The sequence below is a fragment of the Streptomyces sp. NPDC107517 genome, assembly GCF_055582645.1.
In genome coordinates this window covers 78,371-102,374 of sequence record NZ_JBVJPM010000003.1, presented here as the reverse complement: position 1 = coordinate 102,374, position 24,004 = coordinate 78,371, and the positions used below count along the sequence as shown (strand labels likewise).

Genomic DNA, 24,004 nt, shown 5'->3' with positions numbered 1-24,004 from the left:
ACCCCTGAGCAGTGTCAGTGGTGGAAGGCGGTCGCCGCATCCTTGTCGCGGGTCAGGGGGTGCGCCTGCCGGCGCAGTCCGGGCAGCAGGCGCCTGAGGTCGGCGAGGAAGAGCTCCGCCAGGTCGGCGGAGAAGCCGTTGCGGCACACCAGTCGCAGCACGGCCAGGTCCTGGCGGTGCGCGGGGAAGGTGTACGCGGGTACGAGCCAGCCGAATTCGCGCAGGCGGCGCGACACGTCGAAGACGTCGTACGCCTTCACATCGGGTGCTGTCGTGAAGGCGATGACGGGCAGTTGGTCGCCGCGCGTGATGAGCTGGAAGTCGCCGAAGGTCTCGACGCGTTCGGCGAGGGCCCTGGCGACGTCCCGCGTCGACTGCTGCACGGCGCGGTAGCCCTCGCGGCCCAGGCGCAGGAACGTGTAGTACTGCGCGACGACCTGGGCGCCGGGCCGGGAGAAGTTGAGGGCGAAGGTCGGCATGTCGCCGCCCAGGTAGTTGACCCGGAAGACCAGGTCCTCCGGCAGGTCGTCCGCCGTACGCCACAGGGCCCAGCCGACGCCCGGGTAGACGAGGCCGTACTTGTGGCCCGAGGTGTTGATGGACGACACCCGGGGCAGGCGGAAGTCCCAGACCAGTTCGGGGTCGATGAAGGGCGCGATCATGCCGCCGGAGGCGCCGTCGACGTGGACGGGGATGTCGAGGCCGGTCTTCTCCTGGAGGGTGTCGAGGGCGGCGCACAGCTCCGCGATCGGCTCGTACGAGCCGTCGAACGTCGAGCCGAGGATGCCGACGACACCGATGGTGTTCTCGTCGCACAGCTCGGCGGCGGCCTGCGGGTCGAGGTGGAAACGGTCGCCCGCCATGGGGACCTGGCGTGCCTCGACCTCCCAGAAGTTGCAGAACTTCTCCCAGCAGACCTGGACGTTGATGCCCATGACGAGGTTCGGGCGCGCCTGCTTGGACGGGTAGCGGTCGGCGTTCCGCTTCATCCAGCGGCGCTTGAGGGCCATCCCGGCGAGCATGCACGCCTCGCTCGAACCGGTGGTCGAACAGCCGACGGCGCCGTCCGGGTCGGGCGCGTTCCACAGGTGGGCGAGCATCGACACGCAGCGCCGCTCCAGCTCCGCGGTGCGCGGGTACTCGTCCTTGTCGATCATGTTCTTGTCTCTGCACTCGCCCATCAGGACGCCGGCCTGCGGTTCCATCCAGGTGGTGACGAACGTGGCGAGGTTGAGCCGCGCGTTGCCGTCGAGCATCAGCTCGTCGTGGACCAGCTGGTACGCCGTGGAGGGCGGCATGGGGTCGTCGGGCAGCCGGTGCTTGGGCGGGGCTTCGGTCATGCCGCTGACCGGATTGGCCTCGCCGTAGAAGGGGTTGACGGCCAGCGGGCTCTCGTCGTGGTGGTGGGGACCGTGGTGCAGCGGCATGGTCGCGGGCTCCCTCGATACGCGGTCGTGGCCTCATCGCGAGGATACGGAGGAGTGGGGTGTACCGCCCGGCGACGGATCGGCGGACGGGCAGGGGCGGCCGCTCTCAGCGGACGGCCGTGCCGTCGTCGTGCAGCTGCATCTGGGGACGTCCGGTGACCAGGAGCCAGGCCGGCAGCGAGGCGATGCACAGCAGGACGAGGATCGGCGGGGACGCGACGAGGATGGCCGCGATGAACAGGCTGACCCAGCCCTGCCGTGTGATGGCGAGCAGGATGCCGAGGACGCCCGCCGAGACGCCGACGGCGGGGTGCACGCTCGGCACGAGCGCGTGGGCGAACAGGCCGAAGGCGGTCCCGATGAAGACCGCGGGGAAGATCCGGCCGCCGCGGAATCCGCAGGATGCGGCGATCACCAGGGCCGCCAGCTTCACCACCGTCATCAGGGCGAACTGCCCGGCCGACCAGCCCTCGGGGTCCTTGGCCAGCTCGGCGACCTCGTCGAGGCCCTTGAAGAGCGTGAGATGGCCGCCGAGCGCGCCGAGCAGACCGAGCACGAGCCCGCCGGCGGGCAGCATCAGCATGGGGTGCCTGAGGCGTCCGAACGCGGCGTGCGCGTATGGGAAGGCGTAGACGGCCGCCATGCCGAGGACCGCGGCCGCGGAGGCGATGACCAGGACGCAGAGGAGGTCGCCTCCGTCCGCCCGGGGGAAGGGGGGCAGACCGAGGTCGAAGCTGGGATGTCCGATGAGGGCCGTGGTCAGCGCGCCGGTGGCCGCCGCGGTGAGCGGCGCGAACAGGGCGTCCCACAGCGAGCCCTTGATCGGCTTGCCCGCGAGGGCTTCGGAGATGACGAGGGCGGCGGCGACCGGTGTGCCGAACAGCGCGCCGAGCGTGGCCGCCTCGGCCAGGGTGCCCCACAAGGCGGAGGGCATGGCGGGCAGGGCTTTCGAGCCGAGCCAGAACGCGAGGCCGACGTTGGCCGCGATGATCGGGTTCTCCGGGCCGAGGCTGGGCCCGCCGGCCAGCATCAGCGCGGTCGCGACGAGCAGCCCGGGCAGCACGTACGGCGGCAGCGGTTCGCCCTCGAGCCCGACGGTGGCGGGGTCCGGCCCCGCGTGACCGGGCGCCTTCCACACGACGAGGCCGACGAGGATGCCGGTCGTGGTCAGCATGACGATCATCCAGGCCGAGGAGTACCCGCCGATGCCGAGCGCGTCGGGCAGGTCCTCCCACAGCACGTGCTGGAGCTGCTCGGCGAGACCGCTCACACCGAGGAACAGCAGGCTGCACACGACGCCGACGACGAGCGCGGGGACGACCAGCGGCAGCAACGCCCGTGCCGGGGTGGTCTCCTGGGGCTCGGCCTGCGCGTCGGTGCTCACCGGCACACCATAAGCGGACGAAAGCCGCGTAACACTCGGAGAAATGCCCGCTTGCACCTCACGTGACGTGAGGCCGCACGCTGGGACCCGTACCGACAACGACAGGGAGGGGGCGGGAGCCGTGAGCTACTCCGTGGGGCAGGTCGCCGGGTTCGCCGGCGTCACCGTGCGCACACTGCACCACTACGACGCGATCGGTCTGCTCGCGCCGGTCGGCCGCAGCCATGCGGGCCACCGGCGCTACAGCGACGCCGACCTGGACCGGCTGCAGCAGATCCTGTTCTACCGGGAGCTCGGCTTCCCCCTCGACGAGGTCGCGGCCCTTCTCGACGATCCGGACGCGGACCCGCTCGCGCATCTGCGCCGCCGGCACGAACTGCTGACCGCCCGGATCGGCGAGCTCAAGAAGATGGCCGAGGCCGTGGAACACGCCATGGAGGCACGCAAGATGGGCATCAACCTCACGCCCGAGGAGAAGTTCGAGGTCTTCGGCGACCACGACCCCGAGCAGTACGCCGACGAGGTCCAGGAGCGCTGGGGCCACACCGAGGCCTACGCCGAGTCGCAGCGCAAGGCCGCCTCGTACACCAAGGAGGACTGGCGGCGGATCAAGGAGGCGCACGAAGACTGGACGCGCCGCCTTGTCGCCGTCATGGACTCGGGCCGGGAGCCCGGGTCCGAGGCCGCGATGGACCTCGCGGAGGAGCACCGGCAGCAGATCTGCCGGTTCCACTACGAGTGCAGCCACGAGATGCAGACCGCTCTCGGTGAGATGTTCGTCGCGGACGAGCGCTACCGGCGCAACCTCGACAAGGACCGGGAGGGCGTGGCCGCCTTCCTGCGGGAGGCGATCCTCGCCAACGCCGTCCGCAACGTCTGACCGGCGCTACCGGGGCGCGATCACCACGGCCGTGCCGTACGCGCACACCTCGGTGCCCACGTCCGCCGCCTCCGTGACGTCGAAGCGGAACATCAGCACCGCGTTGGCGCCGCGGGAGCGGGCCTGCTCCACGAGCCGCTCCATCGCCTGGTTACGGGTCTCCACCAGCGTCTTGGTGAGGCCCTTCAGCTCGCCGCCGATCATCGATTTGAGACCGGCGCCGATCTGGCTGCCGAGGTGCCTGGAGCGGACCGTGAGGCCGAAGACCTCGCCGATCACCTTCTCCACCCGGTAGCCGGGCACGTCGTTCGTGGTGACGACGAGCACATCCGTCTGCGGATTCTGGCCGCCGCCGTAGTCTTCGATACCCATACACACAGGTTTGCCACAGTTGACGCACGGTGCATCCTGAGAGGGCGGCTGGAACCTGGTGCCGTCATCCGGCGTTGATAACTTTGCACCGCCATTGCCCTTGCTTCACCACCCCTCAGGAGTCCGGAACCGTGACGACGCTTGCTCTCGGACCAAGCTGGCTGGACCCGGACCACCTGCTCAACACGTTCGGCATCTGGGGCCTGCTCCTGATCGTGTTCGCGGAGTCCGGCCTGCTCATCGGCTTCTTCCTGCCGGGCGACTCCCTGCTGTTCACCTGCGGACTGCTGATCACCGCCGGCACGCTGGACTTCCCCCTGTGGGGCGCCGTCGGCCTGATCTGCGTCGCCGCGATCCTCGGTGACCAGGCGGGTTACCTCTTCGGCAAGAAGGTCGGCCCCTCGCTGTTCAACCGCCCGGACTCCCGCCTCTTCAAGCAGGAGAACGTGGTCAAGGCCCACGAGTTCTTCGAGAAGTACGGCCCGAAGTCCCTGGTCCTGGCGCGCTTCGTGCCCATCGTGCGGACGTTCACGCCGATCATCGCGGGCGTCAGCGGCATGAAGTACCGCTCGTTCATCACGTTCAACATCATCGGCGGCGTGCTCTGGGGCGCGGGCGTCACGCTCCTCGGCTCCTGGCTGGGCAACATCGAGTTCGTCCACAAGAACATCGAGGCGATCCTGATCCTGATCGTCCTGGTCTCGGTGGTCCCCATCGCGATCGAGTTCCTGCGGGCGCGCAGCAAGTCGAAGAAGGCCGCGGTGGCGACGCCCCAGCCGCAGGCGCCGGCGCCGGGCCAGCGCGGCCGCCACGCGAAGCGCTAGAGCGCCACGGCCCCTTGTGCGGGGTCCTAGAAGCCTCGGGTCCGCTTCGCCGCCCGGCGCCCTTCCGCGCCGGGCGAGCGCAGGAACAGCCGCGCGATCTCGGACCCGAGGTTCACGCCGATCGCGATGGCCATGGCGAGAGCCGCCGCCTTCGTGAGTGACACCAGGCCCGCGTCCACGTCGTTCTGCGCGATGGCCAGCAGTCCGAAGTACGTCGAGGAACCGGGCAGCAGCGGCCCGATCGCCGCCGTCACGTACGGCAGCGCGGACGCGAACCGGTAACGCGAGAAGAGCTGCCCGAACAGCCCGACGAGCCCGGCCGCCGCCGCCGTCGAGGCGACCGGCGAGATCCCGCCGACGACGTGCATGGCCCCGTACACGACCCACGCCACACCGCCGTTCAGCGTCACCGCGAGCACGGTGGAGCGTTCCTGCTGGAGCAGGATGGCGAACGCGAGGGACAGCGCCATCGAGGCGGCGATCTGCCAGTAAGGGCGGTCGATGACCTGGAGGGCCGCCTCCGGGTTCAGCTGCGCGTGCAGCTGGACGCCGAGGTAGAGCACGACAAGGACGCCGACGACGATGCCGACGAAGAAGTACATGACTTCCAGCAGGCGCGCGGCCGCGGTGATGTAGTAGCCGGTCAGGCCGTCCTGCACGCCCGCCACGAGGGCCCGCCCCGGCAGCAGCGCGAACAGCCCACCGGTGATCACCGCGGAGGCGCGTACGTCCACGAGGTTGTGCGCGAGGGTCAGCAGGATCCCTATGGCGGCGGGCGGCATCGCGGCGACGGTGAACTGGTAGAACTCCGGCAGCCCGCGCCCGGCGCACAGCCAGGCCAGCCGGTCGCCGAGGATCGCGCCGAGCGCCGCCGCGACGAAGACGATCAGGTCACCGCCGACGAGGATCGAGGCGCCGCCCGCGAGGAGCCCGGTCGCCGTGGAGAGCACCCAGCCGGGGTAGGGGTGGCGGTTGCGGCGGATCTCGGCGAGGCGCCGGTAGGCCTCCTCCAGGGAGACGTCGACCTCCGCGTCGCTGATGTCGTACACCAGCTGGAACACGGCCGCGAGGCGCGTGTAGTCGGTGCCGCGCCGGCGCACGGTGCGCGAGGAGGTCACCGGGTCGTCGACCAGGGACGGCTGGTACGAGATCGACAACAGCGTGAACGTCACCGTCGGCTCGCAGCGGTCGAGGCCGTAGGAGCGGCACACGGCGAACATCGCCGCCTCCACGTCCTCGGCGCCCTCACCGCCCGCGAGGAGCAGCTCGCCGATACGCAGGGTCAGGTCGAGGACGCGCGGAACGGCCGGCCCCTCGTCGTCGTGCTTCTGCACGGGCTCGGCCGCCGGGCGCTCGGCGACCGGCATGCGCAGCATCGTGCGCATCCGGTCCTGCCAGGGCGCCTCCTTGGTCAGTTTGACCATGGGGATGCCGTGCGCGGGGGTGAACGCGGGGGGCGCTTGCCGGGCGCTGTAGGTCTGCGGGGGAGTGAAGGCCGAACCGGCGGTGTCGGCGGGTGCGGCGGCCGGGGTGCTGAACCCGTCCGGGAGCGCGAACTCGGACGTCGTCTGCGACTCGTCCTGCTCGGGTACCGGGGGCTGCGGCACCACGCCCTGCGGCGGGGTGAAGGCGCTGCGTGCCTCGTCCGACTGCGGTTTGCGGTCTTCGGCCGCCTCCGGCTCCCGCTCCGTCACCAACTCGCCCTTCGTATGCCGCTTGCGCACCTCCCGTACGCCTCAGTATGAGCACAGATACGTGAACGGGCCGCCCCACCCCCGGAGGAGTGGGACGGCCCGTGCGCGGCGGGGGAGGTCAGTGACCGCCCTCGTCCTTGAAGCGCTTGTAGGACCGCTCGATCTCGGCCTCGGCCTCGGTGCGGCCGACCCAGTCGGCGCCCTCGACGGACTTGCCGGGCTCCAGGTCCTTGTAGACCTCGAAGAAGTGCTGGATCTCCAGGCGGTCGAACTCGGACACGTGGTGGATGTCCCGCAGGTGCTCCACGCGGGGGTCCGAGGCGGGGACGCACAGCAGCTTGTCGTCGCCGCCGGCCTCGTCCGTCATACGGAACATGCCGATGGCGCGGCACTTGATGAGGCAGCCGGGGAAGGTCGGCTCCTCCAGGATGACCAGCGCGTCCAGCGGGTCCCCGTCCTCACCGAGCGTGTTCTCGACGAATCCGTAGTCGGCCGGGTAACTGGTCGAGGTGAAGAGTCGACGGTCCAGGCGGATCCGACCGGTCTCGTGGTCCACCTCGTACTTGTTCCGCGAACCCTTCGGAATCTCGATCGTGACGTCGAACTCCACCGGTGGCTCCTCCATGATCAACACATACGACTGGTGATTAAGTGTCCCTCACGCAGGTGTGTGATCGCGAAAGGGGCTGGTCCGTGGTGCCCGAGCTCAAGGCTTCGCAGGCAGTTTCACAGGCAGTGAAGGTGCTCACGAAGGTCAGGACCTGGCAGCTCACAGCGGGCGCTGCCGTCCTGGGCCTGGCGCTCTCGGCCGTGGCGGTGGCCTCGGCCGGTCCGTGGGACTCCAGCGGTCAGCGTACGGCGGAGGTGCGCCGGGCTGCCTCCCAGGAGGCCGGGGGTGGCGCAGATCACGGCCGCGACGGCCGAGACGGGGGCTCCGAGGAGCCGGACGCGGCCCCGAGCGCCCGTGCGGTGCTCGCGGCGCCGGGCGGCTCGGTCCCCGGCCCCACGAAGGGCGCGCTCGCCCACGTGCTCGACCCGCTCCTGAACGACCCGGCCCTCGGCAAGCGCCGCACCGCGGCCGTCGTCGACGCGGCCACCGGTCAGCGGCTGTACGGCAAGAGCTCCGGCGACGCGCTGACTCCCGCCTCGACCACGAAGCTCGCCACGGCCGTCGCCGCCCTGTCGATGCCGGGCTCCGACCACCGCATCGACACGAAGACCGTCATCGAGCCCGACTCGCACGAGGTCGTCCTCGTCGGCGGCGGCGACCCCACGCTCACCGCCCGCAAGGACGCCGGACCGAACGCGAGCCTGCGCGCCCTCGCCGACGCCACCGCCAAGGAGCTCAAGGGCCGGAACACGGACGAGATCACCCTCTCCTACGACACCTCGCTCTACTCGGGGCCGCTCCTGCACCCCATCGGTCCGAACGAGAACATCGCGCCGGTCAGCGCCCTCATGGCCGACGAGGCCCGCACGGACGACTCGTCGAGCGGTCCGGCCCCCCGCGAGTCCGACCCGGCGGCCGCCGCCGCGCGGAAGTTCGCGGATCTGCTGCACGACCGCGGCATCAGGACGAAGGGCGAGCCGGGCCCGCGCAAGGCGTCGGGCGACGCCGAGAAGCTGGCCAAGGTGTCGTCGCCGCCCGTATCGGCCCTGGTCGAGCGCATGCTGACGCACAGTGACAACGACATCGCGGAGGCCCTGGCCCGCCAGGTGGCCCTCGCCACGGACGGGCCCGCGAGCTTCGAGGGCGGTGGCAAGGGGATCCGCAAGGAGCTGGCAAAGCTCCGAATCCCGCTCTCCGGAAGCCACTTCGCGGACGGCAGCGGCCTGAACCGCGCCGACAAGGTCTCGGCCGATCTGCTCACCCAGGTCCTCGCGCACGCCGTCGAACGCGAGCGCCCGGGGCTGCGCCCGGTCCTCACCGGACTGCCCGTCGCCGGCTTCACGGGCACGCTGAGCAAGCGGTACACCGACGAGGCCGACGCGGCGGGCATCGGCCTCGTACGGGCCAAGACCGGCACGCTGACCGGGGTGAACACGCTGGCCGGCACGGTCGTCGACGCGGACGGGCGGCTCCTGGTCTTCGCGTTCATGACGGACGGCACGGTGAACCCGGGACAGGCCCAGGCGGCCCTGGACCGGCTCGCGTCGACGGTCGCGAACTGCGGCTGCCGCTGACCCGCCCCGGCCGCGTCCCTTAGGGGGCACAACCCGGGCGCCGTCCGGGGCCAAGCCCCTGTGCACCAGGACTCGAACACGTACGGTTGACGCATGACGAGCATCGGTGGCGCTTCTGGGATGGTCGACTGGAATCTCGCGGTGGCGACCGCGACCCGACTCGTGCGGCCCGGCCCGGAGGTGAGCCGGGACGAGGCGCGGGCGATCGTCGCGGAGCTGCGCCGCCACGCCAAGGCCTCCGAGGAGCATGTCCGCGGGTTCACGCGGATGGCCACCGAGGAGGTGCACGACACGCCCGTCCTCGTCGTCGACCGCCCCGGCTGGGTCCGGGCGAACGTGGCGGGGTTCAGGGAACTCCTCAAGCCCCTCCTGGACAAGATGGAGGAGCGGCGCGGCTCCGGCCCCGGCGGAGCGGTCCTCGGCGCCGTGGGCGGCAAGGTCACGGGCGTCGAGCTCGGGATGCTGCTGTCGTTCCTCTCCTCCCGTGTCCTCGGGCAGTACGAGACCTTCGCCCCTGCCACCCGAGACCTGCCGGCCGCGGCGGACGGCGGCGGAAGACTGCTGCTCGTCGCGCCGAACATCGTGCACGTGGAGCGCGAACTCGATGTGAACCCGCACGACTTCAGGCTCTGGGTGTGCCTGCACGAGGAGACGCACCGCACGCAGTTCACGGCCGTGCCCTGGCTGCGCGACCACCTCGAGGGCGAGATCCAGTCATTCCTCGCCGAGACCGATGTCGACCCCATGACGTTCCTGGAGCGCATCCGGGAGGCCGCCCAGTCCCTGGCGGGCGCGCGCCCCGAGGGGGAGCAGGGCGAGGGCGACGACGGGGGCCGTTCCCTGGTCGAGCTCGTGCAGTCCCCGGCCCAGCGCGAGATCCTCGCCCGGCTCACGGCCGTGATGTCACTGCTCGAAGGGCACGCGGACTTCGTGATGGACGGGGTCGGGCCCGCGGTGGTGCCCTCGGTGGGCGAGATCAGGGAGAAGTTCAAGGAGCGCCGCCAGAAGGGCGCGTCCCGCCTGGACCTGGCGCTGCGCAAGCTCCTGGGCCTCGACGCGAAGCTGCGCCAGTACCGTGACGGAGAGCGATTCGTCAGGGCCGTGGTGAACGAGGTGGGTATGGACGGATTCAATCGCGTATGGACATCGCCGAACACGCTTCCCACCAAGGCGGAGATCGCCAAACCGGCGGACTGGGTCGCACGGGTGCACAGCAAGTCCGAGGGTGCACCGTAAGGCAGGGTCGTGAAACAAATACGGCCAACGGCAGGAGAACGCCCCCGTAATCACCCATCCGAGGGACCGTGGGGCGTGGGTAGGCGTGCAATGCTCGGGGAACGGCTCGGCTCTGTCACCATCGACGCACTCTGAGTGACTGAAATCGACGAGTCGCTGTTGAGTGACTGGTCCGAGCCACACCCCCACCGAAAACTTCATGAAGGGAACCGGACATGGGTCCCCATCCTGCGGTCGCGGCGATACGCCTGGCGGTCCGCCGCGTACTCCACGACGTACTCAACGACCACAGCGCCTCCCGCCCGGCGCCAGAAGCTCCGCGCACCCCGCCCCTGGTGCTTGTCGCCTGCTCCGGCGGTGCCGACTCCATGGCGCTCGCCTCCGCCCTCGCCTTCGAGGCCCCCAAGCTCGGCATCCGCGCCGGTGGCGTGACCGTCGACCACGGTCTGCAGCCCGGCTCCGATCTCCGTGCCGCCGAAGTCGTCGCGCGGCTCACCGCCCTGCGCCTCGACCCCGTCGAGTCCGCGGCCGTGCACGTCGGCCGCGGCGGCGGACCCGAGGCCGCGGCGAGGGACGCCAGATACGCCGCGCTCGACGCCGCGGCGGACCGCCACGGCGCCGCCGCGATCCTGCTCGGCCACACCCGCGACGACCAGGCGGAGACGGTCCTGCTCGGCCTCGCCCGCGGCTCCGGCATCCGCTCCCTGTCGGGCATGGCCGCGACCTCGGGGGTCGGCGGCCGTTACCGCAGGCCCTTCCTCCGCCTCGACCGCCAGACCGCCCGCAAGGCGTGCATGGCCCAGTCGCTGCCCGTCTGGGACGACCCCCACAACACCGATCCGGCGTACACGCGCTCCCGGCTGCGCCACGAAGGGCTGCCCGCCCTGGAGAAGGCGCTCGGCAAGGGTGTCGTCGAGGCGCTCGCCCGTACGGCCCAGTTGTCCCGCGACGACGCCGACGCCCTGGACACGTGGGCCGCGCAGGCGGAAGCCATGGTGCGGGACCCCGCAGGGCTCCTGGAGTGCGCCAAGCTCTACGCGCTGCCGCCCGCCGTACGCCGCCGTGTACTGCGCCGCGCGGCCATCGAGGCGGGCGCTCCGGCGGGCGCTCTGTTCGCCCGGCACATCGAAGAGGTCGACCGTCTGATCACCGGATGGCGCGGCCAGGGGGAGATCAACCTCCCCGGCAAGGTCGTGGCTCAGCGGCAGGGTGGCAGACTGGTCATCCGGCAAGGCTGACGCGGGACGAGAGTCCTTGAGCGGCCGGTGGGACGACCGAAAGTGATGCGGGTGGACGCGAAAGACATGGGCACGGACCTCCAGTCGGTGCTCATCACCAAGGAAGAGATCGACGCGAAGCTGGCCGAGCTGGCCGCGAAGATCGATGCGGAATACGCGGGCAAGGACCTGCTGATCGTCGGTGTCCTCAAGGGCGCCGTGATGGTCATGGCGGACCTGGCGCGTGCGCTGTCCACCCCCGTCACGATGGACTGGATGGCGGTGTCCTCGTACGGCGCGGGCACCCAGTCGTCCGGCGTCGTGCGGATCCTCAAGGACCTCGACACCGACATCAAGGGCAGGCACGTCCTGATCGTCGAGGACATCATCGACTCCGGCCTGACGCTGTCGTGGCTGCTCACCAACCTCGGCACCCGCGAGCCCGCGAGCCTCGAGGTCTGCACGCTGCTGCGCAAGCCGGAGGCGGCGAAGGTGGCCATCGACGTGAAGTGGACCGGGTTCGAGATCCCGAACGAGTTCGTCGTCGGGTACGGCCTGGACTACGCGGAGAAGTACCGGAACCTGCCGTTCGTCGGCACTCTGGCTCCGCACGTCTACGGCGGCTGAACCGCCGCCGAAGCGATGTGAGACGGTCGGGAACCCCTGCGGGTTTCCCGCCGTTGGAGCATGCGTGGGCGAGATTCCCAGTCGTCCCCTGCGGCTTCGGGTGACAATGCTGGGGTACCGTCCGAAGAACAGTCTTCAAAACAGCCTTTATCAAACTCACTATGGCAGGAGGGACGGGGCGTCATCGCTCCGTATGGATGGACGTGAAGCGATACTTCCGTGGGCCGGTCATGTGGATCGTGCTGGCCGTCCTTGCCGTGGTCGTGTTGATGCAGGTCGTCGGTTCGTCCGGTGGCTACAAGACGGTGGACACCGGCCAGGTCATTCAGGCCATCAACGACAACAAGGTGCAGTCGGCCAAGCTGACCACCGGCGACGAAAACAACATCAAGGTCGAGCTCAAGAACGGCCAGAAGGTCCAGGGCAGCGGCAAGATCCAGGCGAGCTACATCGGCGACCAGGGCGTCGACGTGGCCAAGGATCTGCAGGCCAAGTTCGAGGACAAGCAGATCCCCGACGGGTACACCGTCGCCCCGACGAAGCAGAACGCCTTCGTGGGGATCCTGCTCTCCCTGCTCCCCTTCGTCCTGATCGTCGTCGTCTTCCTGTTCCTGATGAATCAGATGCAGGGCGGCGGTTCCCGAGTCATGCAGTTCGGGAAGTCCAAGGCGAAGCTCATCACCAAGGACACCCCGAAGACGACGTTCGCCGATGTGGCGGGCTCGGACGAGGCCGTCGAGGAGCTCCACGAGATCAAGGAGTTCCTCCAGGAGCCGGCGAAGTTCCAGGCCGTCGGCGCCAAGATCCCCAAGGGTGTGCTGCTCTACGGCCCGCCCGGAACCGGTAAGACGCTGCTCGCGCGCGCCGTCGCCGGTGAGGCGGGGGTCCCCTTCTACTCGATCTCCGGTTCCGACTTCGTCGAGATGTTCGTCGGTGTCGGTGCCTCCCGAGTCCGTGACCTGTTCGAGCAGGCCAAGGCGAACGCCCCGGCGATCGTCTTCGTCGACGAGATCGACGCCGTCGGCCGGCACCGCGGTGCGGGTCTCGGTGGCGGTCACGACGAGCGCGAGCAGACGCTCAACCAGCTGCTCGTCGAGATGGACGGCTTCGACGTGAAGGGCGGCGTCATCCTGATCGCGGCCACGAACCGGCCCGACATCCTCGACCCGGCGCTGCTGCGCCCGGGACGTTTCGACCGGCAGATCGCGGTCGACCGCCCGGACATGCAGGGCCGTCTGGAGATCCTCAAGGTTCACCAGAAGGGCAAGCCGGTCGCACCTGATGTCGATCTGTCCGCCGTCGCCCGGCGCACCCCGGGCTTCACCGGCGCCGACCTGGCGAACGTGCTGAACGAAGCGGCGCTCCTCACGGCGCGCAGCGACCTCAAGCTCGTCGACAACTCGATGCTGGACGAGGCGATCGACCGCGTGGTGGCGGGCCCGCAGAAGCGGACCCGGATCATGTCCGACAAGGAGAAGAAGATCACCGCGTACCACGAGGGCGGACACGCCCTGGTCGCGGCGGCTTCGCCCAACTCCGACCCGGTGCACAAGATCACGATCCTGTCCCGCGGACGGGCCCTCGGTTACACGATGGTCCTGCCCGACGAGGACAAGTACTCCACCACGCGGAACGAGATGCTCGACCAGCTCGCGTACATGCTGGGCGGGCGCGCGGCCGAGGAACTGGTCTTCCACGACCCGACCACGGGCGCGGCGAACGACATCGAGAAGGCGACCGCGACCGCGCGGGCCATGGTCACGCAGTACGGCATGACCGAGCGGCTCGGCGCGATCAAGTTCGGCGGGGACAACACCGAGCCGTTCCTCGGCCGGGAGATGGCGCACCAGCGCGACTACTCGGAAGAGGTCGCCGCGCTCGTCGACGAAGAGGTCAAGAAGCTCATCGAGACCGCGCACAACGAGGCCTGGGAGATCCTCGTCGAGAACCGAGACGTTCTCGACAACCTGGTCCTCGCGCTCCTGGAGAAGGAAACGCTGAACAAGGAGCAGATCGCCGAGATCTTCGCTCCGATCGTGAAGCGCCCGGCCCGCCCCGCGTGGACCGGCTCCTCCCGCCGCACTCCGTCGACCCGCCCGCCGGTGCTCTCCCCCAGGGAGCTGTCACTGACGAACGGTTCGAACGGCGCGGCCACGGGCATCGAGTCCGGGCTGGACATCGCTCCTACGGACAGCCCCGAGCCCTGATCACCCCGGAATGGATAACCGCGTCCCCCACGCCTTACGGTGTGGGGGACGCGGTTCTTTGTTCAAGGAAGAGGCAACAGATGACCGACCCGGTGACGCTGGACGGCGAGGGACCGATCGGCGAGTTCGACGAGAAGCGGGCCGAGAACGCCGTGCGTGAGCTGCTCATCGCTGTCGGGGAGGACCCGGACCGCGAGGGCCTCAAGCAGACGCCGGCGCGGGTGGCACGGGCGTACAAGGAGATATTCGGGGGCCTGTGGCAGAAGCCCGAGGACGTTCTGACGACGACGTTCGACCTCGGTCACGACGAGATGGTCCTGGTGAAGGACATCGAGGTCCAGAGCAGCTGTGAGCACCATCTGGTGCCGTTCGTCGGCGTCGCCCACGTCGGCTACATCCCGTCGACCGACGGCAAGATCACCGGCCTGTCGAAGCTGGCCCGCCTCGTGGACGTCTACGCCCGGCGCCCGCAGGTGCAGGAGCGCCTGACCACGCAGATCGCCGACTCCCTGATGGAGATCCTGGAGCCGCGCGGCGTGATCGTGGTCGTCGAGTGCGAGCACATGTGCATGACGATGCGCGGGGTGCGCAAGCAGGGCGCGAAGACCATCACGTCCGCGGTGCGCGGCCAGCTGCGCGACCCGGCGACGCGCAACGAGGCGATGAGCCTCATCATCGCGCGCTGAGCCCCGGCAGGCGCCCGACCGGCTCCCCGGCTGGTCAGGCCGCCGGTGCGGCCCCGCCGTGGTGGTCCTCGTCGTCGTCCTCCGGGAGCTTGCAGACGCGCTCCAGGAAGAGGGCGGCCGCTATCACGGCGATGCCGGTGAGGACCGAGAAGCCGGCGTAGATGGCCTGGTCCCGGCGGGCCGGGACATCAAGGTGTTCGAGCAGGTACGCGCCCGTGCCGCCGTACATCCCCGCGACCAGCGCGGCCACCAGCGCGCTGGCCTGGCCGAAGACGAGGGCGCGGGCCGCCATCAGCGGGTCGACTCCCTTGGCGCCGGGGCTCCGCTCGCGCTGGGCTCGCAGCCGGGCCCGGATGGAGAGCGCGGTCGCCAGCAGGATCACGGCGATCACGGCGAGGACGATCGGCGCCGCCAGCGGGACCCGCGGCAGCGTGCCGATCGAGTCCCACAGGCGGGCGCCCGCCCAGCTCAGTACACCGGCGACCAGGAAGAGGCCGGCCAGCGTCCTGATGCGCAGTTGCTTCATTCCGGTGGTCGCCCCTCAGTCCCCGCGCTGTCTTGGTGTGCCCGCATGACCCTAACGACTATTCGGGCAGCTGGAGTTCCAGGTCGGCGCGCGGCGCGACGCCTTCGCGGGTGACCGCGGCGAGCAGCTCGGCCACGGGGCCGTGGCCCGGCAGCTGCGCCTCGGGCTCCACGTCGAACCAGGGGGCGAGGACGAAGGCCCGCTGGTGGGCGCGGGGGTGGGGGAGCGTGAGGACCGGGTCGTCGGAGACGACGTCGGCGTACGTGACGATGTCGACGTCGATCGTGCGGGCACCCCAGCGCTCGTCACGGACGCGGTGGAAGGCCTCCTCGACGGCGTGCGCCCGCTCCAGGAGGGAGGACGGGGGCAGGGTCGTGCGGAGCACGATCACCGCGTTGAAATACGCGGGCTGGCTGCCCGGCTCGACGCCCCACGGCTCGGTCTCGTAGACGGGCGAGACAGCCTTGACGCGGACGCCGGGGGTGTCCTCCAGGGCGTCGATGGCGCCCTGGATCGTCTCGAGGCGGTTCCCCAGATTCGAGCCGAGAGCGATCACGGCGTTCTTGGGGTTGGAGAGTGTGGTGTCGGCCGCGTCCACCTGTTCCACCACGGAGGCGGGCACCGGCTGTACGGTCGGGTCGCTGGGGCCCTCGGTGAAAGATGCAGTCATACTCGGCTCCGGGTGATGGTGACGGTCACATCGTCGAAGGGGACGGTGATCGGGGCGTCCGGCTTGTGGACGCAGACCTCGACCTCCAGGACTCCTTCGTGCTTCAGGCACGTCCCGGCGATGCGCTCGGCGAGCGTCTCGATGAGATCGACCGGATCGCCTTCCACGACGGCCACGACCTCCTCCGCCACGATGCCGTAGTGCACGGTCTTCGCCAGGTCGTCGTCGGCCGCGGCCGCGCGTGTGTCCAGTCCGAGCACCAGGTCCACGATGAAGGTCTGGCCTTCCTCGCGCTCCTTGGGGAAGACGCCATGGTGCCCGCGGGCCTTGAGGCCGCGCAGCGCGACACGATCCACGCGAATCACTCCTGCAATCGTCGGTAGCGGCGGGTTCGTACCGAGTGCGGTCGGCACACCAGCCTCGATCGAATCTACCTGCGGGCACCGACAACCCTCGCCCGCGGGGGCTATGGACAGGGTGGCCCACCGCTGGTAGCCGCCCCTACCCACCAGCGCGCTCCGGCAATCCCGTGGGGCCCTCGTGGACCCGCCTACCCCGTCAGGAGCCACTCAGGAGGGTGTCTCGTCGCTTTCTTCGCCGTCGTCGCCCTCGGTCTCGGACTCGGCGAGTACGGGCGACGCGTGGTGCGACCACAGTTTCCAGCCGTCACGTGTGCGACGGAACACATTCGTGGCGACGACGCGCTGGCCGACGAGCGGGCCGAGTTCGTCGCCGTCCGCGGGGGCCGGGCCGCCGCTGAGGATGTTCTCGGTGCAGGTGATCAGAGCGGTGTCGGCGACGATGCTGATGTGCACATCCGTGAGGAAGAACTGGATGTACTCGGTGTTCGCCATGATCAGCGCGTACGAGCGCAGCACCTCGCCGCGGCCGGTGAGCACGGGCCAGCCGGGGTGCACGCAGGTGATGGACGTGTCCTCGGCCTCGTCGGACTCCTCGCTGTACGAGACGTCCTCGGGGGCGAGCCAGAGCGTCGTCAGCAGTTCGAAGTCGGCGCGCTCCAGAGCCTCGTAGAAGGCGCGGTTGGCGCTGTCCACGGCCTCCGCGTCGGTGCGCCGGGCTGCCGCGCCGCGCGGCTCGTCGGGCTCCCTCGGTGGGGTCACTGGGCTCCCTCGACGGCGCGGGCGACACGGACCGCGTCGGCCGTCGCGCGGACCTCGTGGACGCGGACGGCCCAGGCGCCCTGGTGGGCCGCGATGGCGGAGACGGCGGCCGTGGCGGCGTCGCGCTCACGCGCCGGGGGCGGGGCGCCCTGCCCGCCGGCCAGGACATGGCCGAGGAACCGCTTGCGGGACGCGGCGACCAGCAGGGGGTGGCCGAGCGCGCGCAGCTTCTCCAGGTGGGCCAGGAGCTTCAGGTCGTGGGAGGCCTCCTTGGAGAAGCCGAGGCCCGGGTCGACGACGATGCGCTCGGGCGAGATGCCGCCCTCGATGACGGCCTCCACGCGCGCGTGGAGCTCGGCGACGACTTCGGAGACCACGTCCTCGTACGTGCCCTTGACGTTGCCCCCCTCCAGGAAGCCGCGCCAGTGCATGACGACGAAGGGGGCGCCCGCCGCGGCGACGGCGGGGATCATCGCCGGGTCGGCGAGGCCGCCGCTGACGTCGTTGACGAGAGAGGCGCCGGCCGCCAGGGAGCGCTCGGCCACCGAGGCGCGCATCGTGTCCACGGACACGGCGACGCCCTCGGAGGACAGGCCCCGCACGACGGGGATGACGCGCTTGAGCTCCTCGTCCTCGTCGACGCGGGTGGCGCCGGGGCGGGTCGACTCGCCGCCGACGTCGATCAGGTCGGCGCCTTGTGCGACCAGGTCGAGACCGTGTTTCACGGCGGCCGTCGTGTCGAACCAGCGGCCGCCGTCGGAGAAGGAATCGGGCGTCACATTGACGACTCCCATGACCGCGCAGCGGTCCCATTCGGGAAGGCCAGTGACGTGGCCGCGACGGCCCTGCGACGTGCTCATGCCTTCAAGCCTAGGCCCGGCGGCCCGGTGGCCGTGCCACGGCCGGACCGCGGACGGGCCTCAGGCGGCCCGCACCCCGCGCCCGCCTCCGTCGTGCGGGCTGTCGTGCCCGGTGTCGTGTGCGCAGGGCCGGGGCCCGGCCGTGTGCCGTCGCAGGAGGCGCGGCACGGCCAGGTTCACGAAGCCCTCCGCCCGCATGGCGGCGAAGCCGATCCGGGGCAGGTCGCGCGGGGAGCGGTAGACCACGAAGCGGGGTTCCCAGCGCGGCCGGAACTTCGCGTTGAACCGGTACAGCGACTCGATCTGGAACCAGCGGGACAGGAAGACGAGCAGTCCGCGCCAGGCCCGCAGGACCGGGCCCGCGCCGATCTTGTCGCCGCGGGCGAGGGCCGCGCGGAACATCGCGAAGTTCAGCGAGATCCGCACGATGCCGAGCTTCGGTGCGGCCTGGAGGGCGGCCACGATGAGGAGTTCGTTCATGCCGGGGTCGGCGGCGCGGTCGCGGCGCATCAGGTCGAGGGAGACGCCGTCGGTGCCCCAGGGAACGAAGTGGAGTACGGCCTTCAGGTCGCCGTGCGGGTCGGCGGAGTCGTCGGCCTTGTGGGCTGTGGCGACCAGGCAGTCGCCGTCCGCCGCGTCGCCGATGCGGCCGAGCGCCATGGAGAAGCCGCGTTCGGTGTCGGTGCCGCGCCAGTCGTCGGCGGCGCGGCGGATCCGCTCCAGTTCCTGGTCGCCGACGTCACGGATGCGCCGCACCCGGGTCTCGTAGCCATTGCGCCCGATCCTCTTGACCATCTGGCGTACGTTGCGCATCGCACGCCCGGCCAGGGAGAAATCCGCGGTGTCCACCACCGCCTCGTCGCCCAGTTCGAGTGCGTCGAGGCCGGTCTCGCGGGTCCAGACCTCGCCGCCCGTCTCGGAGCAGCCCATGACGGCGGGGGTCCATGAGTGGGTCTTGGCCTCGTCCATGAACCGTTCGATGGCTCCGGGCCACGCCTCCACGTCCCCGACGGGGTCGCCGCTCGCGAGCATCACGCCGGACACGACGCGGTAGCAGACGGCCGCCTTGCCGCTGGGTGAGAAGACGACTCCCTTGTCGCGGCGGAGCGCGAAATGGCCGAGGGAGTCGCGGGCTCCGTGCTTGTCCAGGAGGGTCCGCAGCCGAGCCTCGTCGTCCTCGGTGAGGCGTGCGGCCGGGTGTTCGGGGCGGAACGCCAGATAGATGGTCGTCAGCGCGGTGAGCAGGCCGAGCGCGCCGAGCGAGCACGCCACGGTCGAGGAGGTGCGGCCCGCGTAGTCGACGGGTCCGTCCATGCCGAACAGGCCGTACAGGACGTGTTCCAGACGGTCGGACAGGCTCGGGTCGCCCAGCAGCCTCCTCGGGTGGGCGCTGACGATGGCGAGGCCGATGACGAGGGAACCGGCGCCCATGAGCACGAAGTTCGCGAGCGCCCGCCAGCGGCTGCGCGGGTCGGGCAGCGCCGCGAACTCACTCCGGTGGCGCAGCAGCAGCGTGAGGAGCACGAGCGGGATCAGCACGCCGAACAGGGAGTGCCGGTACGCGAACTGCGCGAGCGCGCCCAGCGGCAGGAGCACCACGGCCGCGCGCCAGGCCCGCCGCTTGTGGCGGCGCAGCCCGTGCGCGAGGAGGAGCAGCAGGACACCCGTACTGATGGCGAGCGCGGCCGCGAACGGGCCGAGGGCGCCGGGCAGGACCTCGGCCAGCGCGTGCATGCGGCTGTGCCGGAACCGTGGGAAGACGCCCGCCGCGATGTCGAGGAGCCCGACGAGGATGCAGGCGCGGGCGATCAGGACGGGGACGGCCTCGGGCCGGGGGCCGCGCAGTATCCGGCGAAAGTGCCGCGTCCTGCCCGGAACTCCGCCTGACATATCGGCATCTATCCTGACAGACATCGCATCCCGTGGTTCCGCGAGAGGGCTCGAAGCCGGCGTCAATTCCGGCATCCGGTCACATTGCGCCCTCTAGGACGGGACTTGTGGGAGGCGGGTTCACTCGGCCAGGTAAACCGGCGGAAAAGGTTCAGTAAGCCAGAAAGTGCAGGGGGGTACAGCACGATGGGTCTCACGAGCAGCAAGGTCCTTGCGCTTGCGGTCTTTCTGGCCGTGCTCCTCTTCGCCGGGACGGTCTGGCTGTGGCCACGCCTGGCGCGCCGCACCTGGGGATCGGTCGCCGGGCGGGTGGGCCTGCTCGTCGCGACGCAGCTCACGCTGATCTTCTCGGCCGGACTGTCCGTCAACCAGGCGTTCGGGTTCTACGCCTCGTGGGACGACCTTCTCGGGCGGGAGCAGGGCCAGGGTGTGGTGGCCGACCTCGGAGCGGTCGGCACCCGGGGGCCACTGCAGGTGCTCGGCACGCGGGCCGTGAGCGTGCCGGGCGGCTCACGGCCCGAGGTCGGCGGCCAGATCCAGAAGGTCGACATCGTCGGGAAGCGCTCGCACATCGCCACCTCCGCGTACGTCTATCTGCCGCCCGAATACTTCAAGGGCCGCCACAGGACCCGTACTTTCCCGGCCTCGGTCGTCCTGACCGGCTACCCCGGCACCGCCGAGGCGCTCATCAAGGGACTGCACTACCCGGCCACCGCCCACGAGCAGGCCGGTGCGGGCGCCATGCGGCCGATGATCCTGGTGATGATGCGCCCGACCGTGGCACCGCCGCGGGACACCGAGTGCGTGGACGTGCCGAACGGCCCCCAGGCGGAGACGTTCTTCGCCCATGACCTGCCCCGGATCATCTCGGCGCACTACAGAGTCAACAGGAGGCCGGGCGGCTGGGGCATCGTGGGCGACTCCACGGGCGGCTACTGCGCCCTGAAGCTCGCCGTGCACCACCCCCGTGTCTACGGCGCGGGGGCGGGCCTGTCCGCGTACTACAAGTCGCCGACCGACCCCACCACGGGCGACCTGTTCCACGGCGACGAGGCGCTGGAGCGGCGCGCCGACCTGATGTGGACCCTGGAACACGGGAAGCCGCCCGCCACGTCGCTGCTGGTCACCACGAGCAAGCAGGGCGAGAGCAACTACCGGAACACGATGAGGTTCATCCGCGAGGTGAAGCCGCCCACCAAGATCTCGTCGATCGTCCTGGACAGCGGCGGCCACAACTTCAACACCTGGCGCCGCGAGATCCCCGCCACGCTGGTGTGGCTGAGCGCGCGCATCACGGAGTAGGGGCGCCGAGGGCATCGGGGCCGCACGCTTCGGGGCTCACGCGCCCTCAGGCCCCCGTCACCGTCTCCAGCTCGACCTCCGCGCGCTGGATGTCCCGGGCGTCCGCCGCCGTGGAGCGGCGCAGCGCCTCGTGCAGCCGCGCCGGGGTGAGGACGCCGAGGAAGCGCCCCTCGCCGTGCTCGTCGATGACGGCGATCCAGCCCGCGTCGTGCTGGAGCATCGTGGCGAACGCCTGCTTGAGGGAGGCACCGACGGGCAGCCACGCCTCCATGCGGCGGGCGTGCTCGCGGACCGTGCCGCTCTGCACGCGCGCGTGCTCCGCGGAGATCCAGCCGTGCAGGTTGTTGCCGCCGTCGAGGACCACCGCCCAGGGGGCGTCGAGCTTCGCCGGCAGCGGGTCGTCGAGATGCACGACCGGCGGCTGCTCCAGGTCGCTCTCCTCGATGGGCGTGACGGACAGGCGCTTGAGGCCGCGGTCCGCGCCGACGAAGTCGGCCACGTACTCGTTCGCGGGCGCGCCCAGGACGGTCGACGGGGTGTCGAACTGCTCGATGCGGCCCTGCCCGTACACGGCGATCCGGTCGCCGAGCCGGACGGCCTCCTCGATGTCGTGCGTGACGAACAGGACCGTCTTGCGCACGGCCTGCTGGAGGCGCAGGAACTCGTTCTGCAGGTGTTCGCGCACGACGGGGTCGACCGCGCCGAACGGCTCGTCCATCAGAAGTACGGGCGGATCCGCCGCCAACGCCCTTGCCACACCGACACGTTGGCGCTGGCCGCCGGAGAGCTGGTCGGGGTAGCGGTCACCGAAGGTGCGCGGGTCGAGGCCGACGAGGTCGAGGAGTTCGGCGGCGCGCTCGCGGGCCTTGGCGCGCTTGATGCCGAGGAGGTGCGGGACGGTCGCCGTGTTGTCGAGGACCGTCTTGTGCGGGAAGAGGCCGACCTGCTGGATCACATAGCCGATACGGCGCCGGAGTTGGACGGGGTCGATACCGGATATGTCGTCACCGTCGAGAAGTATCCGACCCTCGCTCGGTTCGATGAGCCGGTTGACCATCTTCATCGTGGTGGTCTTGCCGCAGCCCGACGGGCCGACGAGCGTGACGAGTTCCCCCTCGTTCACCTCGAAGGACAGGTCGTCGACGGCCGTTGTCCCGTCGGCATAGCGCTTGGTGACGTGCTCGAACCGGATCATGGGTCCCCATTGTGCCGGGCAGTCGCCGCCTGTGGGCGGCCGCTGTGTGAAGGCCATGTTGCCCCGTGACGAGGGGTCTCGGCGATTGTCAGTGGTGGGGGCTAGGGTCGTCGGCAGTCGGAATCACGCGCTCGCGCGAGCGGTTTCAAGACATATGCACGGGGATTCGGGGGAGGCGGGGCGGGTGAGCAGTCCCAATTGCATGGTGGCCAATGAGTGGGTGTGCGGGGAATATCTGCGCACCCGCAGGCAGGAGTTGGTCGACGCGGTCGTCCAGCACATCGGCATCACGGTCGCTTCCGTCGTGATCGGCGTGCTGATCGCCTTCCCGCTGGCCCTCCTCGCCCGGCACCGGCGCGCCTTCGCCGGCCCGGTGCTCGGACTGACGACGGTGCTCTACACGATCCCGTCGCTGGCCATGTTCTCGCTGCTGCTCCCGCTGTTCGGGCTCTCCGCCTCGCTCGTGATCACCGGGCTCGTCCTCTACACGCTGACGATCCTGGTGCGGAATTTCCTGGCGGGTCTCCAGGCCGTGCCGGACGAGGCGAGAGAAGCGGCCCGCGGCATGGGGTACGGGCCGGTCCGGCTGCTGTGGGAGGTCGAACTGCCGCTGGCGCTGCCCGCGATACTCGCGGGCGTGCGCATCGCCACGGTCTCCACCGTCGCGCTGACGACGGTCGGCGCGATCGTCGACTACGGCGGCCTGGGCACGCTGATCATGGACGGTCTCGACAGCGACTTCAAGGCCCAGGTACTCACGGCGTCCGTGCTGTGCGTGCTGCTCGCCGTGGGCGCCGATCTGCTGCTGCTGGGCCTCCAGCGGTGGCTGACCCCCTGGACCCGCGTCGTGTCCGGGACGTCCCGAACACGCAGACGCACGGCCTCCCCCGGCAGTGCGGACCGCCCGGGTGGCGGCTCCGGCGATCCGGAGCGACGTACGAAGAAGGCGGCGCAGGCGGCATGAGTGCGATATCGGGGGCCTATGACTGGCTGACGACGGGGTCCAACTGGCAGGGCGACAAGGGGGTGTGGCACCGCCTGGCCGAGCATCTGTACTTCAGCGGCGTCACCCTGGCCGTGTCCTGCCTGATCGCCCTGCCGCTCGCGCTGTGGCTCGGGCACATCGGCAAGGGTGGCGGCCTCGCGGTCAACATCTCGAACGCGGGCCGTGCGGTGCCCACGCTCGCGGTGCTCGTCCTGCTCACGCTGACGCCGCTCGGCCGGCACGGGGACCTGCCGACGTTCATCGCGCTCGTGCTGTTCGCGGTGCCGCCACTGCTGACCAACGCCTACATCGGGATGCGTGAGGTCGACCGGGCCGTCGTGGAGGTGGCGCGGGGCATGGGGATGAGCGGGGGGCAGGTGTTCCGGCGCGTCGAGCTCCCGCTGGCGTATCCGATGGTCATGACCGGGATCCGGCTGGCGGCGGTGCAGGTGATCGCCACGGCGACGCTCGCCGCGATGGCGGGCAAAGGCGGGCTCGGGCGGATCATCACGGCCGGGTTCAACCTCCAGGACACCCCTCAGGTGGTCGCCGGTGCGGTCCTGGTGGCGCTGCTCGCACTGTTCGTGGAGGGCGTCCTGGCCGGTGCGGGGCGGGTGCTGAATCCGATGAAGGGCCGCTCCGGCGCGGCGCGCTGAACCCCGGCGGCTGCGGCGCGGCGGGCCGAACCCCGACGGGCGCCCGGCGGGCGGGACGCCA

The 24,004-nt window shown here is 70.5% G+C and carries 22 protein-coding genes and 1 pseudogene; 11 read left to right on the top strand and 12 right to left on the bottom strand.

The window, feature by feature from the left end; all coding sequences use genetic code 11:
• Positions 1–14: 14 nt before the first annotated feature.
• Complete coding sequence (locus ACZ67T_RS08215) at positions 15–1,427, bottom strand: glutamate decarboxylase (RefSeq protein ID WP_469982432.1); 1,413 nt, start codon at positions 1,425–1,427, stop codon at positions 15–17.
• Between the two features lie 106 nt (positions 1,428–1,533).
• The gene (locus tag ACZ67T_RS08210) at positions 1,534–2,811 is read right to left on the bottom strand and encodes an ion channel protein (protein ID WP_469982430.1); all 1,278 of its coding nucleotides are present in this window, start codon (positions 2,809–2,811) and stop codon (positions 1,534–1,536) included.
• A gap of 121 nt (positions 2,812–2,932) precedes the next feature.
• Here ACZ67T_RS08210 and ACZ67T_RS08205 point away from each other — a divergent pair, with 121 nt between their 5' ends.
• Positions 2,933–3,691 carry a MerR family transcriptional regulator gene (locus tag ACZ67T_RS08205; protein ID WP_469982429.1) on the top strand — a complete coding sequence of 253 codons (759 nt, stop codon included), beginning with the start codon at positions 2,933–2,935 and terminating at the stop codon, positions 3,689–3,691.
• Between the two features lie 6 nt (positions 3,692–3,697).
• Here ACZ67T_RS08205 and ACZ67T_RS08200 read toward each other — a convergent pair whose 3' ends face one another.
• On the bottom strand, positions 3,698–4,063 hold the full coding sequence (locus ACZ67T_RS08200; protein WP_469982427.1) for a YbjQ family protein: 366 nt from the start codon (positions 4,061–4,063) through the stop codon (positions 3,698–3,700).
• Positions 4,064–4,194: 131 nt separating this feature from the next.
• Here ACZ67T_RS08200 and ACZ67T_RS08195 point away from each other — a divergent pair.
• A pseudogene (locus tag ACZ67T_RS08195) lies at positions 4,195–4,860 on the top strand (DedA family protein); the annotation flags it as partial.
• A gap of 53 nt (positions 4,861–4,913) precedes the next feature.
• Here the strand turns inward: ACZ67T_RS08195 and ACZ67T_RS08190 are convergent.
• Both ACZ67T_RS08190 and ACZ67T_RS08185 read right to left on the bottom strand, forming a co-directional pair.
• Positions 4,914–6,611 carry a threonine/serine exporter family protein gene (locus tag ACZ67T_RS08190; protein ID WP_469982426.1) on the bottom strand — a complete coding sequence of 566 codons (1,698 nt, stop codon included), beginning with the start codon at positions 6,609–6,611 and terminating at the stop codon, positions 4,914–4,916.
• An 88-nt stretch (positions 6,612–6,699) separates the two neighbouring features.
• A complete protein-coding gene (locus ACZ67T_RS08185; RefSeq protein ID WP_100597700.1) occupies positions 6,700–7,191 on the bottom strand; it encodes an inorganic diphosphatase in 492 nt (163 codons plus the stop codon).
• A gap of 86 nt (positions 7,192–7,277) precedes the next feature.
• Here ACZ67T_RS08185 and dacB point away from each other — a divergent pair, with 86 nt between their 5' ends.
• The 6 genes from dacB (at position 7,278) to folE (ending at position 14,738) form a co-directional block, all read left to right on the top strand.
• Positions 7,278–8,765, top strand: coding sequence for a D-alanyl-D-alanine carboxypeptidase/D-alanyl-D-alanine endopeptidase (dacB, locus tag ACZ67T_RS08180; protein ID WP_469982425.1), 1,488 nt, complete (start codon positions 7,278–7,280; stop codon positions 8,763–8,765).
• 93 nt (positions 8,766–8,858) lie between these two features.
• Positions 8,859–10,001 (top strand): zinc-dependent metalloprotease, encoded by a 1,143-nt coding sequence (locus ACZ67T_RS08175; RefSeq protein ID WP_469982424.1) that lies wholly within the window; start codon positions 8,859–8,861, stop codon positions 9,999–10,001.
• Positions 10,002–10,216: 215 nt separating this feature from the next.
• Complete coding sequence (gene tilS, locus ACZ67T_RS08170; protein ID WP_469982422.1) at positions 10,217–11,239, top strand: tRNA lysidine(34) synthetase TilS; 1,023 nt, start codon at positions 10,217–10,219, stop codon at positions 11,237–11,239.
• A gap of 45 nt (positions 11,240–11,284) precedes the next feature.
• Positions 11,285–11,845, top strand: coding sequence for a hypoxanthine phosphoribosyltransferase (hpt, locus tag ACZ67T_RS08165; RefSeq protein ID WP_100597704.1), 561 nt, complete (start codon positions 11,285–11,287; stop codon positions 11,843–11,845).
• A 197-nt stretch (positions 11,846–12,042) separates the two neighbouring features.
• Positions 12,043–14,052, top strand: a complete 2,010-nt coding sequence (ftsH, locus tag ACZ67T_RS08160) for an ATP-dependent zinc metalloprotease FtsH (RefSeq protein WP_469982420.1) — start codon at positions 12,043–12,045, stop codon at positions 14,050–14,052.
• An 80-nt stretch (positions 14,053–14,132) separates the two neighbouring features.
• Positions 14,133–14,738: a GTP cyclohydrolase I FolE gene (gene folE, locus ACZ67T_RS08155; RefSeq protein ID WP_100597706.1), complete on the top strand. Its 606-nt coding sequence runs from the start codon at positions 14,133–14,135 to the stop codon at positions 14,736–14,738.
• A gap of 34 nt (positions 14,739–14,772) precedes the next feature.
• Here folE and ACZ67T_RS08150 read toward each other — a convergent pair whose 3' ends face one another.
• From ACZ67T_RS08150 to ACZ67T_RS08125, 6 genes are all read right to left on the bottom strand, one after another.
• Positions 14,773–15,264, bottom strand: a complete 492-nt coding sequence (locus ACZ67T_RS08150) for a DUF3180 domain-containing protein (protein ID WP_469982418.1) — start codon at positions 15,262–15,264, stop codon at positions 14,773–14,775.
• A gap of 58 nt (positions 15,265–15,322) precedes the next feature.
• Positions 15,323–15,934, bottom strand: coding sequence for a 2-amino-4-hydroxy-6-hydroxymethyldihydropteridine diphosphokinase (gene folK, locus ACZ67T_RS08145; protein WP_100597708.1), 612 nt, complete (start codon positions 15,932–15,934; stop codon positions 15,323–15,325).
• Positions 15,931–16,290, bottom strand: a complete 360-nt coding sequence (gene folB / locus ACZ67T_RS08140; protein WP_116511517.1) for a dihydroneopterin aldolase — start codon at positions 16,288–16,290, stop codon at positions 15,931–15,933. Before folB ends, folK begins: the two co-directional genes overlap by 4 nt.
• Before the next feature lie 213 nt (positions 16,291–16,503).
• Positions 16,504–17,055: a nuclear transport factor 2 family protein gene (locus tag ACZ67T_RS08135; protein ID WP_469982417.1), complete on the bottom strand. Its 552-nt coding sequence runs from the start codon at positions 17,053–17,055 to the stop codon at positions 16,504–16,506.
• Entirely contained in the window at positions 17,052–17,915 is an 864-nt protein-coding gene (folP, locus tag ACZ67T_RS08130; protein WP_469982415.1) for a dihydropteroate synthase, read from the bottom strand. The genes ACZ67T_RS08135 and folP overlap by 4 nt, the downstream gene beginning before the upstream one ends.
• Before the next feature lie 60 nt (positions 17,916–17,975).
• Positions 17,976–19,805, bottom strand: coding sequence for a phosphatidylglycerol lysyltransferase domain-containing protein (locus ACZ67T_RS08125; protein ID WP_469982413.1), 1,830 nt, complete (start codon positions 19,803–19,805; stop codon positions 17,976–17,978).
• A 186-nt stretch (positions 19,806–19,991) separates the two neighbouring features.
• Between ACZ67T_RS08125 and ACZ67T_RS08120 the strand changes: the two genes are divergently transcribed.
• Positions 19,992–21,107 (top strand): alpha/beta hydrolase, encoded by a 1,116-nt coding sequence (locus ACZ67T_RS08120; protein ID WP_469982411.1) that lies wholly within the window; start codon positions 19,992–19,994, stop codon positions 21,105–21,107.
• 46 nt (positions 21,108–21,153) lie between these two features.
• On the opposite strand, the gene ACZ67T_RS08115 is transcribed toward ACZ67T_RS08120, so the two are convergent.
• Positions 21,154–22,302: an ABC transporter ATP-binding protein gene (locus ACZ67T_RS08115; RefSeq protein ID WP_469982409.1), complete on the bottom strand. Its 1,149-nt coding sequence runs from the start codon at positions 22,300–22,302 to the stop codon at positions 21,154–21,156.
• A gap of 184 nt (positions 22,303–22,486) precedes the next feature.
• Here ACZ67T_RS08115 and ACZ67T_RS08110 point away from each other — a divergent pair, with 184 nt between their 5' ends.
• Both ACZ67T_RS08110 and ACZ67T_RS08105 read left to right on the top strand, forming a co-directional pair.
• A complete protein-coding gene (locus ACZ67T_RS08110) occupies positions 22,487–23,266 on the top strand; it encodes an ABC transporter permease (protein WP_469982407.1) in 780 nt (259 codons plus the stop codon).
• Positions 23,263–23,943 (top strand): ABC transporter permease, encoded by a 681-nt coding sequence (locus ACZ67T_RS08105; RefSeq protein ID WP_469982405.1) that lies wholly within the window; start codon positions 23,263–23,265, stop codon positions 23,941–23,943. Before ACZ67T_RS08110 ends, ACZ67T_RS08105 begins: the two co-directional genes overlap by 4 nt.
• The last annotated feature ends 61 nt before the right edge of the window (positions 23,944–24,004 follow it).

What these genes read in the sequence shown, in the direction of transcription:
- ACZ67T_RS08215 (WP_469982432.1), bottom strand. Translation starts at nt 1,427, where the DNA reads ATGCCGCTGCACCACGGTCCCCACCACCACGACGAGAGCCCGCTGGCC.
- ACZ67T_RS08200 (WP_469982427.1), bottom strand. Translation starts at nt 4,063, where the DNA reads ATGGGTATCGAAGACTACGGCGGCGGCCAGAATCCGCAGACGGATGTG.
- ACZ67T_RS08175 (WP_469982424.1), top strand. Translation starts at nt 8,859, where the DNA reads ATGACGAGCATCGGTGGCGCTTCTGGGATGGTCGACTGGAATCTCGCG.
- tilS (WP_469982422.1), top strand. Translation starts at nt 10,217, where the DNA reads ATGGGTCCCCATCCTGCGGTCGCGGCGATACGCCTGGCGGTCCGCCGC.
- hpt (WP_100597704.1), top strand. Translation starts at nt 11,285, where the DNA reads ATGCGGGTGGACGCGAAAGACATGGGCACGGACCTCCAGTCGGTGCTC.
- ftsH (WP_469982420.1), top strand. Translation starts at nt 12,043, where the DNA reads ATGGACGTGAAGCGATACTTCCGTGGGCCGGTCATGTGGATCGTGCTG.
- folE (WP_100597706.1), top strand. Translation starts at nt 14,133, where the DNA reads ATGACCGACCCGGTGACGCTGGACGGCGAGGGACCGATCGGCGAGTTC.
- ACZ67T_RS08150 (WP_469982418.1), bottom strand. Translation starts at nt 15,264, where the DNA reads ATGAAGCAACTGCGCATCAGGACGCTGGCCGGCCTCTTCCTGGTCGCC.
- folK (WP_100597708.1), bottom strand. Translation starts at nt 15,934, where the DNA reads ATGACTGCATCTTTCACCGAGGGCCCCAGCGACCCGACCGTACAGCCG.
- folP (WP_469982415.1), bottom strand. Translation starts at nt 17,915, where the DNA reads ATGAGCACGTCGCAGGGCCGTCGCGGCCACGTCACTGGCCTTCCCGAA.
- ACZ67T_RS08125 (WP_469982413.1), bottom strand. Translation starts at nt 19,805, where the DNA reads ATGTCAGGCGGAGTTCCGGGCAGGACGCGGCACTTTCGCCGGATACTG.
- ACZ67T_RS08120 (WP_469982411.1), top strand. Translation starts at nt 19,992, where the DNA reads ATGGGTCTCACGAGCAGCAAGGTCCTTGCGCTTGCGGTCTTTCTGGCC.
- ACZ67T_RS08115 (WP_469982409.1), bottom strand. Translation starts at nt 22,302, where the DNA reads ATGATCCGGTTCGAGCACGTCACCAAGCGCTATGCCGACGGGACAACG.
- ACZ67T_RS08105 (WP_469982405.1), top strand. Translation starts at nt 23,263, where the DNA reads ATGAGTGCGATATCGGGGGCCTATGACTGGCTGACGACGGGGTCCAAC.